At 58.0% G+C, this 13,868-nt stretch carries 12 protein-coding genes; 6 read left to right on the top strand and 6 right to left on the bottom strand.

Annotated elements, in window-relative coordinates:
* Positions 1–47: 47 nt before the first annotated feature.
* Complete coding sequence (locus IM284_RS02375; protein WP_047368644.1) at positions 48–1,646, bottom strand: ABC transporter substrate-binding protein; 1,599 nt, start codon at positions 1,644–1,646, stop codon at positions 48–50.
* Between the two features lie 283 nt (positions 1,647–1,929).
* Here IM284_RS02375 and IM284_RS02380 point away from each other — a divergent pair, with 283 nt between their 5' ends.
* Genes IM284_RS02380 through IM284_RS02390 form a run of 3 tightly spaced genes read left to right on the top strand, consistent with a single transcriptional unit; the run spans position 1,930 to position 8,427 of the window.
* Positions 1,930–3,270, top strand: a complete 1,341-nt coding sequence (locus IM284_RS02380) for an SrfA family protein (RefSeq protein WP_047368645.1) — start codon at positions 1,930–1,932, stop codon at positions 3,268–3,270.
* Positions 3,271–3,274: 4 nt separating this feature from the next.
* The gene (locus IM284_RS02385; protein ID WP_047368646.1) at positions 3,275–6,256 is read left to right on the top strand and encodes a virulence factor SrfB; all 2,982 of its coding nucleotides are present in this window, start codon (positions 3,275–3,277) and stop codon (positions 6,254–6,256) included.
* A complete protein-coding gene (locus IM284_RS02390) occupies positions 6,253–8,427 on the top strand; it encodes a virulence factor SrfC family protein (protein WP_047368647.1) in 2,175 nt (724 codons plus the stop codon). The genes IM284_RS02385 and IM284_RS02390 overlap by 4 nt, the downstream gene beginning before the upstream one ends.
* 56 nt (positions 8,428–8,483) lie before the next feature.
* Here IM284_RS02390 and IM284_RS02395 read toward each other — a convergent pair whose 3' ends face one another.
* Complete coding sequence (locus tag IM284_RS02395; RefSeq protein ID WP_047368648.1) at positions 8,484–9,239, bottom strand: alpha/beta fold hydrolase; 756 nt, start codon at positions 9,237–9,239, stop codon at positions 8,484–8,486.
* An 86-nt stretch (positions 9,240–9,325) separates the two neighbouring features.
* Complete coding sequence (locus IM284_RS02400; RefSeq protein WP_014883956.1) at positions 9,326–9,499, bottom strand: GhoT/OrtT family toxin; 174 nt, start codon at positions 9,497–9,499, stop codon at positions 9,326–9,328.
* 244 nt (positions 9,500–9,743) lie between these two features.
* Here IM284_RS02400 and IM284_RS02405 point away from each other — a divergent pair, with 244 nt between their 5' ends.
* The 3 genes from IM284_RS02405 to IM284_RS02415 are packed head-to-tail and all read left to right on the top strand — an operon-like array spanning position 9,744 to position 10,638.
* Entirely contained in the window at positions 9,744–10,070 is a 327-nt protein-coding gene (locus tag IM284_RS02405) for a DUF1971 domain-containing protein (RefSeq protein WP_041912006.1), read from the top strand.
* A gap of 27 nt (positions 10,071–10,097) precedes the next feature.
* A complete protein-coding gene (locus IM284_RS02410; RefSeq protein WP_047368649.1) occupies positions 10,098–10,451 on the top strand; it encodes a DUF1971 domain-containing protein in 354 nt (117 codons plus the stop codon).
* A 4-nt stretch (positions 10,452–10,455) separates the two neighbouring features.
* A complete protein-coding gene (locus IM284_RS02415; protein WP_003856955.1) occupies positions 10,456–10,638 on the top strand; it encodes a DUF1869 domain-containing protein in 183 nt (60 codons plus the stop codon).
* 39 nt (positions 10,639–10,677) lie between these two features.
* Here IM284_RS02415 and patD read toward each other — a convergent pair whose 3' ends face one another.
* Genes patD through IM284_RS02430 form a run of 3 tightly spaced genes read right to left on the bottom strand, consistent with a single transcriptional unit; the run spans position 10,678 to position 13,867 of the window.
* On the bottom strand, positions 10,678–12,102 hold the full coding sequence (patD, locus tag IM284_RS02420) for an aminobutyraldehyde dehydrogenase (RefSeq protein WP_047368650.1): 1,425 nt from the start codon (positions 12,100–12,102) through the stop codon (positions 10,678–10,680).
* Positions 12,103–12,126: 24 nt separating this feature from the next.
* Positions 12,127–12,933 (bottom strand): ABC transporter permease, encoded by an 807-nt coding sequence (locus tag IM284_RS02425; protein WP_028013304.1) that lies wholly within the window; start codon positions 12,931–12,933, stop codon positions 12,127–12,129.
* On the bottom strand, positions 12,923–13,867 hold the full coding sequence (locus tag IM284_RS02430; protein WP_047368651.1) for an ABC transporter permease: 945 nt from the start codon (positions 13,865–13,867) through the stop codon (positions 12,923–12,925). The genes IM284_RS02425 and IM284_RS02430 overlap by 11 nt, the downstream gene beginning before the upstream one ends.
* Position 13,868 lies beyond the last annotated feature (1 nt).

Genomic DNA, 13,868 nt, shown 5'->3' on the forward strand with positions numbered 1-13,868 from the left:
CTTGTTTTTGCCGGGTGGTGGCTTACGCCTCACCCGGCAATAAATGCTTAGTTCAGCTTCGCTTTAGAGAAATCGCTGCCCATCAGGCTCACGCTGTATCCGGTCACGTTGCTGCGGGTTGCAAAGAACGTTTTGCCGTTTGCCAGCGCGATCCACGGTGCCTGCTGGTAGAAAATCTCCTGCGCCTGGCCGTACAGTTTCGCACGCTCGGCCGGATCGCTGGTCAGCTTCGCTTTTTGCACCAGGGCATCATAACCCTTATCGCACCAGCGCGCGGCGTTTGACCCGGTTTTAATGCTGTTGCAGCCCAGCAGCACATCGGCGAAGTTGTCCGGGTCGCCGTTATCGGACATCCAGCCGAACAGCGCGGAGTCGTGCTCGCCTTTGCGCATCCCGGAGAGGTATTCGCCCCACTCGTAAGAGACGATTTTGGCCTTCACGCCGACTTTCGCCCAGTCGCTCTGGATCATCTCCGCGATACGACGCGAGTTAGGGTTATACGGACGCTGAACCGGCATTGACCACAGCGTGACCTCTGCGCCCTTCTCCAGCCCGGCCTGCTTCAGCAGCGCTTTTGCTTTATCAGGATCGTAGCTGTAGTCCTGCAGATCTTTATTAAAGCCCAGCATATTTGGCGGGATCGGCGATTTAGCCACCGTACCGGAGCCCATAAAGACCGCATTAACGATAGCCTTCTTGTCGGTCGCGTAGTTCAGCGCCTGACGCACCAGCACGTTATCGAACGGCTTTTTCTCGGTGTTAAACGCCAGATAGCCGACGTTCAGCGCATCGACAGAGTGCAGCGTCAGGTCTTTGTTCTTTTTAATCACGTCAAACTGAACCGGAGACGGCGCAGGAATAATCTGACACTCGTTGGTTTGTAATTTCGCCAGGCGGGTTTCCACGTTTGGCGTGATGGAGAAGATAAGATGTTTGGTCGGCACCTCGCCATCCCAGTAGTTCGGATTAGCGACGTAGCGGATCAGCGAGTCCACCTTGTACTGCTGGAGCACATAGGGCCCGGTACCGATCGGCCAGGTATCTACGTTCTCAGGCGTGCCTTTTTTCAGCATCACATCGGCGTATTCGGCGGAGAGGATCGAGGCGAAATCCATTCCCCAGTCGGCCAGGAACGCGGCGTTGGGTTCACTCAGGGTGAACTGAACGTGATAATCGTCGACCTTTTTAACGTCCTGAATCAGCTTATCGAGCCCGACATCGTTGAAGTATTCGTAGTTGCCCTGGGACACATTATGGTACGGGTGTTTAGGGTCTTTCTGACGCATCACCGAGAAAATAACGTCATCGGCGTTAAAGTCGCGCGTCGGCTTGAAGTATTTGTTGCTGTTGAACTTCACCCCTTTGCGCAGGGTAAAGGTATAGGTCTTGCCGTCCGGTGAAATCGTCCAGGATTCCGCCAGTGACGGTACCGGGGTATTTTTCACCGGGTCGAAATTGATCAGGCGGTTGTACAGAACCTGAGAGCTGGCCACGAACGACGGGCCGGAGCTGGCGATTTGCGGGTTGAACGACTCTGGCGATGCCTCGGAGCAGTAAATAAGGGTGTCGTTTTTTGCCGCCCATGCGGCACCGGCTGGTAAAAGAGCGCTCAGCGCAAGGGCGAGCAGCGTTTTCCCTGTAGACATAGTTATAACCCTGACAGTTTTATTATATAGGTCAGTAATAACAGCACAGCCCTTATCACCTGGCAAATAACGAAACACTATCAGGTTATTCTAAAGCCGCGTTTTTTGCCGGTTTTGCCGCCAGTGCAAAAAAAGGTGATTTGCCTTAAGTGACGTTATTCGTCAAGCACAACCGTCACGATCTATGCCGCAAGAAATCGGCGCTTTTAGCGTCTCTTCCTCCGTTTGTTTGCTTCCTCGTTTCGTTAAAGTAACGGTGTGAAGAAGTATATGGGATCAAATCGTGGCAAAAACTCTTTTACGCAGCGGTAATCTGGATGATTTTCAGGCCGTTGGCGGCGGCGGACAGGCCGTTTTTGAATCAGCGTTACAAATCCGGGAAGCGCTTCGATTGCGCAAACAGCAGGCCATAGTGGACTGTCTGGCTATTCCTCAGGTCAACGACAGCGGCGACCGCGTGGACTGGTATTCCCCCGTTGAGGGAAGCGTCACCAGCTGGAAGGCGGCCAGTGAAGACGACCGCTATCGTGCCCTGCGCTATCTGGAAAACACGCTTGCCAGCGTTGAGTCGTTAAGCAAGAAATGCCTCCAGTCGCCCAAAACCGCGCAGCAGCTTTTCGGCTCGCTGCTGTCGAAAGCGTTTCAGTTTCCCGGCGAGAATTTTGTTTTCCTGGTCGCAGGAAAGCCGATTATTTGCTTCTGGGGTTTTGTAAACCTGAACGAAAATGCGCGCGACGATGTCCTCGACTGCCTGCGTGAAGCGTTGATCCCCGAGCCTGCCCCCGTTGTGATTGAAGAGCCCGAGCCAGAACCCGCGCCCGAACCGGCCATCACCTTTGAAAAAGCAGACGAGCCGCTGATTGCGCCCGTCACAGCCGTGCGTATTACGCCGGAAGAACTGTATGAGCCGGAGCCCGCGCCGGTTGTTGCGCAACCGGCTCAGGAACCTGCGCCTGTTGCCGTCACGAAAAAACGTCGCATTCCCCTGTGGACCCTGCCGGTTGCCGCCGTGATTATGGCAGCCGTTGCCGCGCCGCTGCTGTGGCCAAAACAGGCCCCTTCGGCAGAGCCCGCTCCGGCACCGGCTCCTGAGCCCGTGGCTATTGCACCGCAGCCGATCAAAGCGGTAGAGCCGCTGGCTATGAATCTCCCCCTGCATCAGGCTGAGGTCGTCGCCAGTAAAGAAAAAGAACCCGCTCCTGCACCTGAAGCCGCACCGGTGGTAATTGTTCCGATCCCGAAAGATGCCATGGTGATGGAAGCCGGTCAGGTGAAAGCCGGGTCGACGCGCTTCCTGAACGGTACCTGGCGCGCGGTTCTCGACGTGAAAGATCCGGTCACCGGCAAGCCGCCGTCAATGCGCTATCAAATCCAGAATAATAAAGGTTTCGCCCGCGTCGTGCACGGCGACAACATTGTCTGCCGCGCGGAGATTTTCTCCGGGCTGCACAGCAATGGCGAGCTGATGATTAAAAGTCGCGGCAATGCTCGCTGCAACGACGGTTCCCGCTATCCGATGCCGGAAGTCGCCTGTAAAGCCGGGGCTAGCGATATCGCAGAATGTCGCGCTCGCTATGACGCCAACACCGTCGTCCCACTGACGTTCAAGAAAGCAGGTGCCTGATCCTATGCTGGTAAATCTTTGCGACTATAAACAAAGCGTCACGCTTATTGCCAACAGCGGCGTGCAGTTCCTGGATTTCGGTCTGACGCCGCAGGACACCGCCAGCAACGGGCGCTTCGTACGTAAAACCGCGAACGGCCCCCTTTTGCGACTCGATTTCGACCTGGTGAACGGGCGCTATACCCTGCCGGGGACGAACGGCGGTCAGCCTGAAGTGGTTAAACCGGAAACCACCATTCCGCTGAATCAGTCCCTTGCCGTGCTGGACGGCGTCTGGCTTCCCGTGCCCTTCCTGCGCTTCAACCCGCCGCGGACCTTTGTGGAAGGACCGGATAACTGGGCGCGCGTTCAGGTGCGCAAGCTCGAGAAGCCCGACACGGCAGGCAACTCGCACCGCGTCACCCTCGCGCTCGACAGCCAGATCGCGGAGCATGCCACTTCCGCCCTGTCGCCGGTTAAAAACGATATTCTGAACGGAACCCGCTTTGCGCTGGCGTGGCGCGATAGTGAGGTAGAAAGCTTCCTCGACCAGACCTGGATTGACGGCTGGCTGCGCGAGGCATTTACCCAGTATGCCGACGGCGTTGAAAACCGCTCTGAACGCGACCTGCATCAGGCGATGCGCAGTTTTGAATATCAGGCCCACTGGCTCAATGTACTGACCATGCTCGGTGAACAGCTCACCGTTCCGGAGGTGAAATTTGTCACCCATACGCTCAGCACGCCTGCCATTCCGGTCGACCTGATCCTCGACGTGGGCAATACCCACACCTGCGGCGTCATTATCGAAGACCACGGTGATGCAAACGACGGGCTTCGGCAGACCGCCGAGCTGCAGGTTCGTTCGTTAAGCGAGCCGCAGTTCCTGAACGAGCCTCTCTTTACCAGCCGTCTTGAATTCTCCGAAGCGCGTTTTGGCAAACAGCACTTCTCGGTGGAAAGCGGTCGCGAAGATGCGTTTGTCTGGCCGTCGATTGTTCGCGTGGGCGATGAAGCCCGCAAGCTGGCGATGCAGCGCTTGGGAACCGAAGGTAACAGCGGCATCTCCAGCCCGCGCCGCTACCTGTGGGATGAAACGCCTGTCGTGCAGGACTGGCGCTTTAGCCAGATGAACGGCAAAACCCAGCGTGAACCGCTCGCCACGGCGTTTCCGCTGATGAACCTGATGAACGATGACGGTGAGCCGCTGTTTACGCTGCCGCAGGACGAGCGGCTGCCGGTCTTTTCGCCGCAGTACAGCCGCAGCACGCTGATGACGCACATGCTGTGCGAGCTGCTGGCGCAGGCGCTGGGCCAGATCAACAGCGTCGCCACCCGCCTGCGCCTGGGCTTCCCGGCCTCGCCGCGCCAGCTGCGCACCCTGATTCTGACCCTGCCCTCGGCCATGCCGAAGCAGGAGCGCGAGATTTTCCGTCGCCGCATGTTTGAAGCCATTGCCATCGTCTGGAAAGCGATGGGCTGGCACCCGCAGGATGAAGATTTTGCCACCCGCAAGCAGCAGGAAAAAAGCGTGGTGCCGGTCCCTGAGATCCAGATGGAGTGGGATGAAGCCAGCTGCGGTCAGCTGGTGTGGCTGTATAACGAAGCGATTTCCCGTTTTGGCGGCCAGACGGAAGCCTTTTTCGCCTCACTCGCCCGCACGGATCGTGAACCTGAGCCGGGCGTGCAGCCGGGCCGCGCATTACGCGTCGCGTCTATCGACATCGGCGGTGGCACCACGGATATGGCAATAACCCACTACCAGCTTGATGACGGCTCCGGTAATAACGTCAAAATCACCCCGCAACTGCTGTTCCGCGAAGGGTTCAAGGTGGCGGGCGACGATACCCTGCTGGACGTGATTCAGCGCTATGTCCTGCCCGCCCTGCAAACGCAGCTGCAGAAATCCGGCATTGCGGACGCCTCACTGCTGATGGCGTCGCTGTTCGGCGACTCCGGGCGTATTGATACCCAGGCGGTACTGCGCCAGCAAACAGCGCTTCAGCTCTTTATGCCGATTGGCCATGCCATTCTTTCCGCGTGGGAAGCCAGCGACATTGACGATCCGCTGGCGGGCCTGCATGCCACCTTTGGCGAGCTCCTTGCGCAGAAACCAACCCGCAACGTGATGAACTATCTTCAGCAGGCAATCGATCATGCCCTGCCGGCGGGCTCAGAGGCGTTCGACCTGTTCGCCGTGCCGCTGCACGTGAACTTCCGCGAAATGCAGGATGCAATGCTGGCCGGTCAGTTTACGCTGACCTCGCCGCTCCACGCGGTGTGTGAAGCGATTTCCCATTACAGCTGCGATATTCTGCTCATCACCGGGCGCCCGGGCTGCCTGCCGGGCGTTCAGGCGCTGATTCGGCATCTGCAGCCGGTGCCGGTCAACCGCATCGTCTGGCTGGATAAATATCAGGTTCACGAGTGGTATCCCTTCAGCCAGCAGGGGCGCATAGGCAATCCGAAATCGACCGCCGCGGTGGGGGCCATGCTCTGCAGCCTGGCGCTCGATCTGCGTCTGCCGCGCTTTAACTTTAAGGCCGCGGACATTGGCGCCTATTCCACCGTGCGCTATCTGGGCGTGCTGGATAACACCGTCAATACCCTGCGCGAGGAAAACGTCTGGTATCAGGATATCGATCTCGATAAACCCGGCGCGAAGCTTGACGCGCGGCTGCACTTCCCGCTGCGCGGTAACGTCACCCTCGGCTTCCGCCAGCTGGCGAACGCGCGCTGGCCCGCCACGCCGCTTTATACGCTCAGCATCAACTCGGCTGAACTGGCAAAAGCGATTGCCGGCGACGGCGTGCTGAACGTGCGGCTTAAGCTCTGCGGCGGCAGCAAATTAGAGGGCCCTGAGTCCTTCGAGCTCAGCGATGCCTGGCTGCAGGACGGCACGCCGGTTGCGCCTGACGCGTTAACCTTCAAACTGAATACCCTGGCCGATCGCCGACACAGCGGCAGCCACTACTGGATCGACAGCGGGAGCGTATACCTGAAATGACAGCGACGACGACCACCACTCAGGCCTTAATCGGGTGGATTAATGAGACGCGCCTGACCGCCCCTGTGCTGGATAACGATGCTGATGCCCTGCTTGCTCGCATCAACGCGGCGCAGGCGCGGGAGCAGGCCATTGAACACGCCCTGACCCGCCGGAGCAGCATTGGGCTTTACGGCCATTCTCAAAGCGCCAAAGCGCACCTGCTGCTGTCGCTGTGCGGCAGCGGTAACGGGCGCCTGAACGTGATGCCGGGCCAGCGCACCTTTGACTATTTTTCGCATATTAACCCAGGGCATGCCCTGACCAACATGGCCGTGCGCTTCACCCGAGACACCCCGGAGATAAAGGATGAGGCGTTTCCGCTGCGTCTGAGCCTGGTCACCGAGGCCGAGCTGGTACAGCTGTTTATTGCCCGCACGACGCTGCACCCGCAGATGCGCGCGGTGGATAAGGCGGTCATTGAGACGCGTCTGGAGAAATGGCGCGGCCTTCGCCAGCCGCAGAGCGTGCCCGGCATCACGGCGCAGGATGTGGGTGCGATTTCGCGTTTCTGGCAAAGCATGGTACCCGCCGCGAGGCAGCAAATTGATGACGCCCTGTGGCATGAGTTTGCCCAGCTGGTGCCATCGCTCGATCTCAGCACCCGCGCCAGCGTCTGGTCGCTGCTGTGGGGCGAGCAACAGGAGTTAACCCAGCAGTGGCTGAAGCTTGCCCACGTGCTGCATCAGACCAGCCATGCGAGCGAGCTGGCTGCGCCGCTGAGCCTGCTGGTGGACAGCTTTGGTCTGCCTGGTGAAGGGTTCCTGACGCACGGTACCTTAACCCAGCAGGAAACTCAGGAGACGCTGCTTCATCCGCTGAACAACGGTGAAATGCTCAACGCCATCAGCATCCCGGTCGACGTGCTTGCTTTCCTTACCCGCGAGCTGGTCTTGCCGGTTGAGAATGGCGCGCTGGATAACGTTGATATCATTGATATTCCGGTCTTTGAAGACGGCAGTGCCGATCCTTTAGTACAGGCTAAATGCCAGTGGCTGCTTGAACATTACCGCCAGCAGCTCCAGCCGGATGTGCTGGTTATCTGCAACGCGACAGCGCGGCACGAGCAGACGGCCCAAAAAGCAAAAGTGTTAATTAGCTGGATTAAAGAGACCCAGCCTGCCGAGGAGTCTGCCCTGCCGGGGCTGGTGTGGGCGATCACACCGCATGACGCTCGTTTCACTACCCGACAGAATCTCGATGAAGCCGTACAGCATCTGCTGGGCAAGCCAGGCCTGCGCTGGGGAACTCTGCAGGCGCTGGACAGCCACAGCATGCAGCGCGTCATTGAGTGGTTGTCTCAGGCGACGCTCCCGGCACAGCGGCAGAAGCGTCTCGGCACGCTGAAAAACCTGCTGCGGCAGGAGATCGCGTCGCTGATGCAAAGCTATCTGGCGCCGCTGGTTGAGGAACCGGGTACACGACGTGCTCAGGCCGAAAACATGGTGCGCACGCTGCAAAGCAGCGCCGCCCGTCACGGCGAGCTGCTTGAGGGCCTGCTGCCGCCGCTGAAAGCCTTTGAAACGCTGCTCGCCGTTCAGCAGCCGCGCGAGGAGCAGGTGAACGGGCTGTTCACGGACACCATCGATCTGTTCGCCGATAACGCCCAGGAAAGCGCAGGACGATTCCAGACAAAAGACAAAGCGCGCCTGGCGCACAGAGTATGGATAAATCATCTGCGCCAGTGGAGCCGCAATGAAGCTACCGCCGCCCGTCTTGGTCTGGAGCCCGCGGTGCTGCAGCAAATCGCGGATGTGCTGGTGGTAACCAGCTACCGGCTTAATCTCCCGCAACAGCTTCAGCGAATTGTCGACGCGGATAAAAGCAGCGCGGCGCAGCTGCATGCGGTGATAGGGAATTTCGTTGGCTGGCTGGGTTACGACCAGACCCCGTCAGCAGAACGCCCCGCAAGCCGCATTCGCAAAGGTCAGGCAATCTTTGTTACGCCCGTCGTCAGCAGTGCCGCACCGCGCCTGACGCGTCTGGGGGAGCAGCCTGTTCATGCGGCCACCGCGTACGTTTACGACTGGCTGGTTGCCCTCTATAGCCGGGCAATCGAAAACATTGATTATCAGCATCCGCATGATGTTCAGCCTGACGCACGTCGGGCACTGCGGGCTTTAATCCTGTAGCGGCCTATCTTGCCGGGTAGCGCTGCGCTTACCCGGCCTGTATTCCGCGACGATAATCACGCCGCCATACACTCCGCTAACGCCTGCGCCAGTGCCGACGGGTTTTCCCACGACATGGAGTGCCCCGCCGCAGGGATGATTTTGACCTCAACGCCCTTCAGCTTCAGATTATCCACATCGTCATCCGGCAGTGAGAGCTCACCAAAAATCAACGTCACCGGGCAAGGCAGCGACAGAAATTGCGCTTCCCAGTCCGGCTCAACACCGGCGACCAGGCTTGATGCGCCGCGCCAGACGGCATAGGGTGCATTGCTTTGCAGGCACCCGACCCAGGCGGTGGTCTCTTTACGGAGCATGGCATTATAGCCCTGCGCCACAAACTGGTGTTCGGTTTGCGCCGCAATAGCGCGGCTAAACATCCCCCCACCGGCGTGAAAATTGGGCTCCGACACCATCAGCCCCTTCACGCGCGGTGCCAGCAGCCCCGCCGTTTCTATAGCAATGCTGCCGCCCATGCTGTGACCGTATAACCAGAAAGCATCCAGCTGAAGATGGTCAATCAACTCCGCCACGACGCGCGCCTGTTCAGTCGTTTTATAGCTGTAATGTTCAGGCTTATCGCTGTAACCGCTGCCGGGTAAATCGATGAGAATAGCTCTGCGCCCGCCAAACTGAGGGTCTCGGACGACGCGAGGATATTCATAGGAAGAGGCGCAGCCCAATCCGTGGATAAAGACTACGGGATCGCCAGAGCCGGGCAAATCATGCCAGCGCACGGTGCAACCCGCATGCTGCGAGTAAAAACTGTTCATAAGCACTCCTTTTACGATGCACTGTGTATTTATACAGCTATCGTAACTGGAATGCTATGTTCATCTTTCGAAAATGGAAGGATGCTTCAGAAAAGAGAAATCAGCAGCGCAACGGGGAAACTCATCGGCCAGGTCGACCCGACCAGAAACGCGCTAAGCAGGCGGATGCGCTTGCGGTCTTTAGAAAGGAACCAGGTAATCAATGCACAGATGGAAGCCATCACTGCGTAAAAAACCAACATCTTTTGATACAACGTCATTCTGTATACCAGAGCCGAAAAAATAACCGCACGCAATATGCGTCATATGTTGATACAGATCAAGTTTTTTTATTACATAATAACCACTTAAACATTAAGGCTAATAACAACTGAGTATTTTGTATTACAAACAAGAGGGGCCACCCATTATCTTTATTGATAACATGCAAGTTAAATGCACTTTTTGATAAATCCTCTCTTCCGCATAGGCGTCTAATAAAGGCAGACTTACATGGGAGGCAATATGCTACGCATTCCGCAAAGCTGTATTCATACCCGCTCTACCCCTTTCTGGAATAAAGAAACTGCCCCCGCCGGGATCTTTCAGCGTCATCTCGACACGGGTACCCGTCCGGGCGTTTATCCCCGCCTGTCCGTTATGCAGGGTGCCGTCCGCTACCTGGGTTATGCTGATGAACATGCCCCTGAGCCTGACAGCACACTGATTATCAGGGCCGGCCACTTCGGTGTTTTTCCCCCTGAGAAATGGCATCACATAGAGGTGATGAGCGACGACACGCTGTTCAATATTGAATTTTTCGTCGAACCAGAGGTGCTGAAGTCGCTTTAAGCGGCTTTTATTTACGAGGTAACATTTATGCTACGTATCCCTGAGAATTTTGTTCATACCCGCTCCACGCCATTCTGGAACAAAGACACCGCGCCAAAAGCCCTTTTCACCCACCATAATACGAAAGCCAGCGTATATGGCCGTTTGTCGGTGATGCAGGGTGCGGTGCGCTATTTTGGTTTCCCGAACGCTGACGCGATCAAACCGGATCTGGAGCTGGTGATTGAAGCCGGATCGTTTGGCATCTCGCCGCCGGAGAAATGGCACCGCATCGAGCTATTGACCGACGATACCTATTTCAATATCGACTTTTTTGCCAATCCTGACGTTACGCTTCAGGGCGCGGGCATCGGCAAAGTGGTCAATACACATAAGGAGTAACCGCGTGGGTAAAGCAACGTACACAGTGACCGTGACCAACAACAGCAACGGCGTCTCGGTGGATTATGAAACAGAGGCCCCCATGGAGTTGCTCATCCCCGACGTCGCCGCAGACGTGGTAAAAGATCTGGTGAATACCGTCCGCGCTTACGACACGGAAAATGAGCACGAGGTGTGTGGATGGTAAAGCAAACGCCCGGCGATGCAGACCGCCGGGCATGATTTTCTAGTGTTTAATCATCACATGCCGGACAACCGTATAATCCTCAAGCCCGTACACCGACATATCCTTTCCATAGCCAGACAATTTCATGCCGCCGTGCGGCATTTCGCTCACCAGCATAAAGTGGGTATTGACCCAGGTGCAGCCGTACTGCAGGCGCGCGCTCAGGCGATGGGCGCGTCCCACGTCTTTCGTCCAGACCGACGACGCCAGGCCGTACTGCGAATCATTCGCCCAGGCCAGGACCTGCGCTTCATCGTCGAATTCGGTGACGCTCACCACCGGTCCAAACACTTCTCGCTGAACGATGGCATCCTCCTGTTTCGCCCCGGCCAGCAACGTTGGCTGGAAGTAGTAGCCCGCCCCCTCTTTTTTGCTCCCGCCCGTCACCACGCGGATATGGCCAAGGGCTTTCGCCTCGTCAACCGCCTGACAGACGCGTGAAAGATGGGCAGCCGAGCTGAGCGGACCGAGTTCAGTAGATTCATCCTCCGGGGCACCTATTTTGAGGCTGGCGACCGCGGCACCGAGCTTTTCCACCAGCTGGGCATAGATCCCCTTCTGGGCATAGATACGGCAGGCCGCCGTACAGTCCTGCCCGGCATTGTAGAAACCAAACGTCCGCACGCCTTCTACAACCGCATCCAGGTCGGCGTCATCGAACACGATAACCGGCGCTTTACCGCCCAGCTCCATGTGGGTGCGCTTAATGGAGGATGCCGTGTGGCCGATGATATGCTCCCCGGTAGCAATCGAACCGGTCAGCGACACCATGCGCACTTTTTCATGTCCGGTGAGCGGGTCGCCCACCGTTTTTCCACGGCCAAACAGCACGTTGAGAACGCCAGCCGGGAAGATATCTTTCGCCAGCTCCGCCAGCTTTAACGCTGTTAGCGGCGTGATTTCAGACGGCTTGATGACCACACAGTTACCGGCCGCCAGCGCAGGCGCCAGCTTCCATGCCGCCATCATCAGCGGGTAGTTCCACGGCGCGATAGAGGCAACCACGCCCACCGGGTCGCGGCGGATCATCGACGTGTGGCCGTCAAGGTACTCACCCGCGGCCAGCCCGTTCAGGCAGCGGGCCGCCCCGGCGAAGAAACGGAAAACGTCGACCACTGCGGGAATTTCATCGCCCAGCGCACAGTGCAGCGGCTTGCCGCAGTTGAGGGATTCGAGCCGGGCAAACTCTTCGCCATGCGCTTCAATCGCATCCGCGAGCTTCAGCAGGCACTCGGCGCGCGTTTTCGGTGTCGTTTGTCCCCACTCAGCAAAAGCCCGCTCGGCGGCCTGAACCGCTGCGTCGACCTGTGCCGCTGACGCTTCAGCAATCTCCAGCAGCACCTCCCCGGTGGCCGGGTTATAGACCGGCTGTTTCTCTCCCTCTCCGGCAACCAATTCACCCTTTATCAGCAGATGTGTTTGCATAGCATTGTCCTGTTCAAATCAATGTTATTTCCCGCCGCCGGCGATGTTCTCGCCGTCGCGGGTTAGCCACCAGGCTCCCAGAATGGGGATGGTTGTTACCAGCATCACCAGCAGTGCAACGACGTTGGTGACCGGCACGTCGCGCGGACGGCCTAGCTGATTGAGCAACCACAGCGGTAACGTGCGTTCGTGTCCCGCCGTAAAGGTTGTGACGATAATTTCGTCAAACGACAGGGCAAACGCCAGCATTCCCCCGGCCAGCAGCGCGGAGCCCAGGTTGGGCAGCACCACATAGCGGAAGGTTTGCCATCCGTCGGCCCCGAGATCCATCGACGCTTCCACCAGACTCCAGGAGGTGCGTCTGAACCGGGCAATCACGTTATTGAAGACCACCACCACGCAAAACGTGGCGTGCCCAACCACAATGGTGAAAAACCCCGGCTCAAGGTTGATTGTTTTGAACGCTGTCAGCAGCGCCAGGCCGGTGATGATCCCCGGCAACGCAATCGGCAGCAGCAGCAATAGCGAGATCGCGTTCTTGCCAAAAAACTCGCTTCGCCAGAGCGCCGCTGCAGCAAGCGTGCCAAGCACCAGGGCTATCGCGGTGGATAGCGCGGCAATCTGAAGTGACAACGTCACCGATTCGATGATATCGCCGCGCCCCGCCGCCGCCGTAAACCACTTCAGCGTCAGCCCCTGAGGCGGAAAGCTGTAGGCAGCATCTTCGGTATTAAAGGCATAGACTGCGATAATCAGCAGCGGGAAGTGCAGGAAGATGACACCTCCCCACGCTGCCACTTTCAGGAACAGCGGTGCGCGTTCAGAGTGCATCGAATGCTCCCAGACGCTTCACGAACGCCAGATAAAGTGAAATCAGCACGATGGGAACCAGCGTGAACGCGGCGGCCATGGGCATATTGCCGATCGCCCCCTGCTGGGAGTAGACCATGTTACCGATGAAAAACCCCGGCGGCCCAACCAGCTGCGGTACGATGAAATCCCCCAGCGTCAGGGAAAAGGTGAAGATTGAGCCCGCGGCAATGCCCGGGATAGCCAGCGGCAGAACGACATAGCGGAAGGTCTGGCGCGGGCGCGCGCCGAGATCGGCTGAGGCCTGCAGCAGCGAAGCCGGCAGACGTTCCAGCGCCGCCTGAACGGGCAGGATCATAAACGGCAGCCAGATATAGACGAAGACCAGAAACCGTCCCAGCCCGGAGGTGGATAAGGTGTTGCCACCTACCGCGGGGAGCGTAAGGATCGAGGTCAGGAGCGGCTCCAGCCCCAGGTGGTTGAGGAACCATTGTGCCACGCCGTCCTTCGCCAGCAGCAGCGTCCAGGCGTAGGCTTTGACGATGTAGCTCGCCCACATTGGCAGCATCACGGCGATATAGAAAAACGCTTTCCACTTGCCGCGGGTGTATCGCGCCATGTACCAGGCCATCGGGAACGCCAGAATTGCGCTGGCAATCGTCACCGCAATCGCCATCATTAACGTGCGCAGGATGATGTCGTAGTTTGCCGGATTGAAGAGCGCCAGAATGTTCGCCAGGGTCAGATCCGGCGTGACCGCCATGGTGAAATCGTCAAAGGTGTAAAAACCCTGCCACAAAAGGGTCAGCAGCGATCCTAAATAGACAATGCCAAACCACATCAGCGGTGCAAGCAGAAGCAGGAACAGTCCGAGCGACGGTTTACGCCAGAACAGTGACGTAATGTGGCTTATGCGGCCGCGCGGGGCGGGAGGGTGCGCGACACTCATAGCCATT

It is taken from the genome of Enterobacter cloacae complex sp. P12RS, assembly GCF_014895875.1.
Lineage (GTDB): Bacteria > Pseudomonadota > Gammaproteobacteria > Enterobacterales > Enterobacteriaceae > Enterobacter > Enterobacter bugandensis.

What these genes read in the sequence shown, in the direction of transcription:
- patD (WP_047368650.1), bottom strand. Translation starts at nt 12,102, where the DNA reads ATGCAAACACATCTGCTGATAAAGGGTGAATTGGTTGCCGGAGAGGGA.
- IM284_RS02375 (WP_047368644.1), bottom strand. Translation starts at nt 1,646, where the DNA reads ATGTCTACAGGGAAAACGCTGCTCGCCCTTGCGCTGAGCGCTCTTTTA.
- IM284_RS02400 (WP_014883956.1), bottom strand. Translation starts at nt 9,499, where the DNA reads ATGACGTTGTATCAAAAGATGTTGGTTTTTTACGCAGTGATGGCTTCC.
- IM284_RS02390 (WP_047368647.1), top strand. Translation starts at nt 6,253, where the DNA reads ATGACAGCGACGACGACCACCACTCAGGCCTTAATCGGGTGGATTAAT.
- IM284_RS02385 (WP_047368646.1), top strand. Translation starts at nt 3,275, where the DNA reads ATGCTGGTAAATCTTTGCGACTATAAACAAAGCGTCACGCTTATTGCC.
- IM284_RS02425 (WP_028013304.1), bottom strand. Translation starts at nt 12,933, where the DNA reads ATGCACTCTGAACGCGCACCGCTGTTCCTGAAAGTGGCAGCGTGGGGA.
- IM284_RS02410 (WP_047368649.1), top strand. Translation starts at nt 10,098, where the DNA reads ATGCTACGTATCCCTGAGAATTTTGTTCATACCCGCTCCACGCCATTC.
- IM284_RS02405 (WP_041912006.1), top strand. Translation starts at nt 9,744, where the DNA reads ATGCTACGCATTCCGCAAAGCTGTATTCATACCCGCTCTACCCCTTTC.
- IM284_RS02430 (WP_047368651.1), bottom strand. Translation starts at nt 13,867, where the DNA reads ATGGCTATGAGTGTCGCGCACCCTCCCGCCCCGCGCGGCCGCATAAGC.
- IM284_RS02395 (WP_047368648.1), bottom strand. Translation starts at nt 9,239, where the DNA reads ATGAACAGTTTTTACTCGCAGCATGCGGGTTGCACCGTGCGCTGGCAT.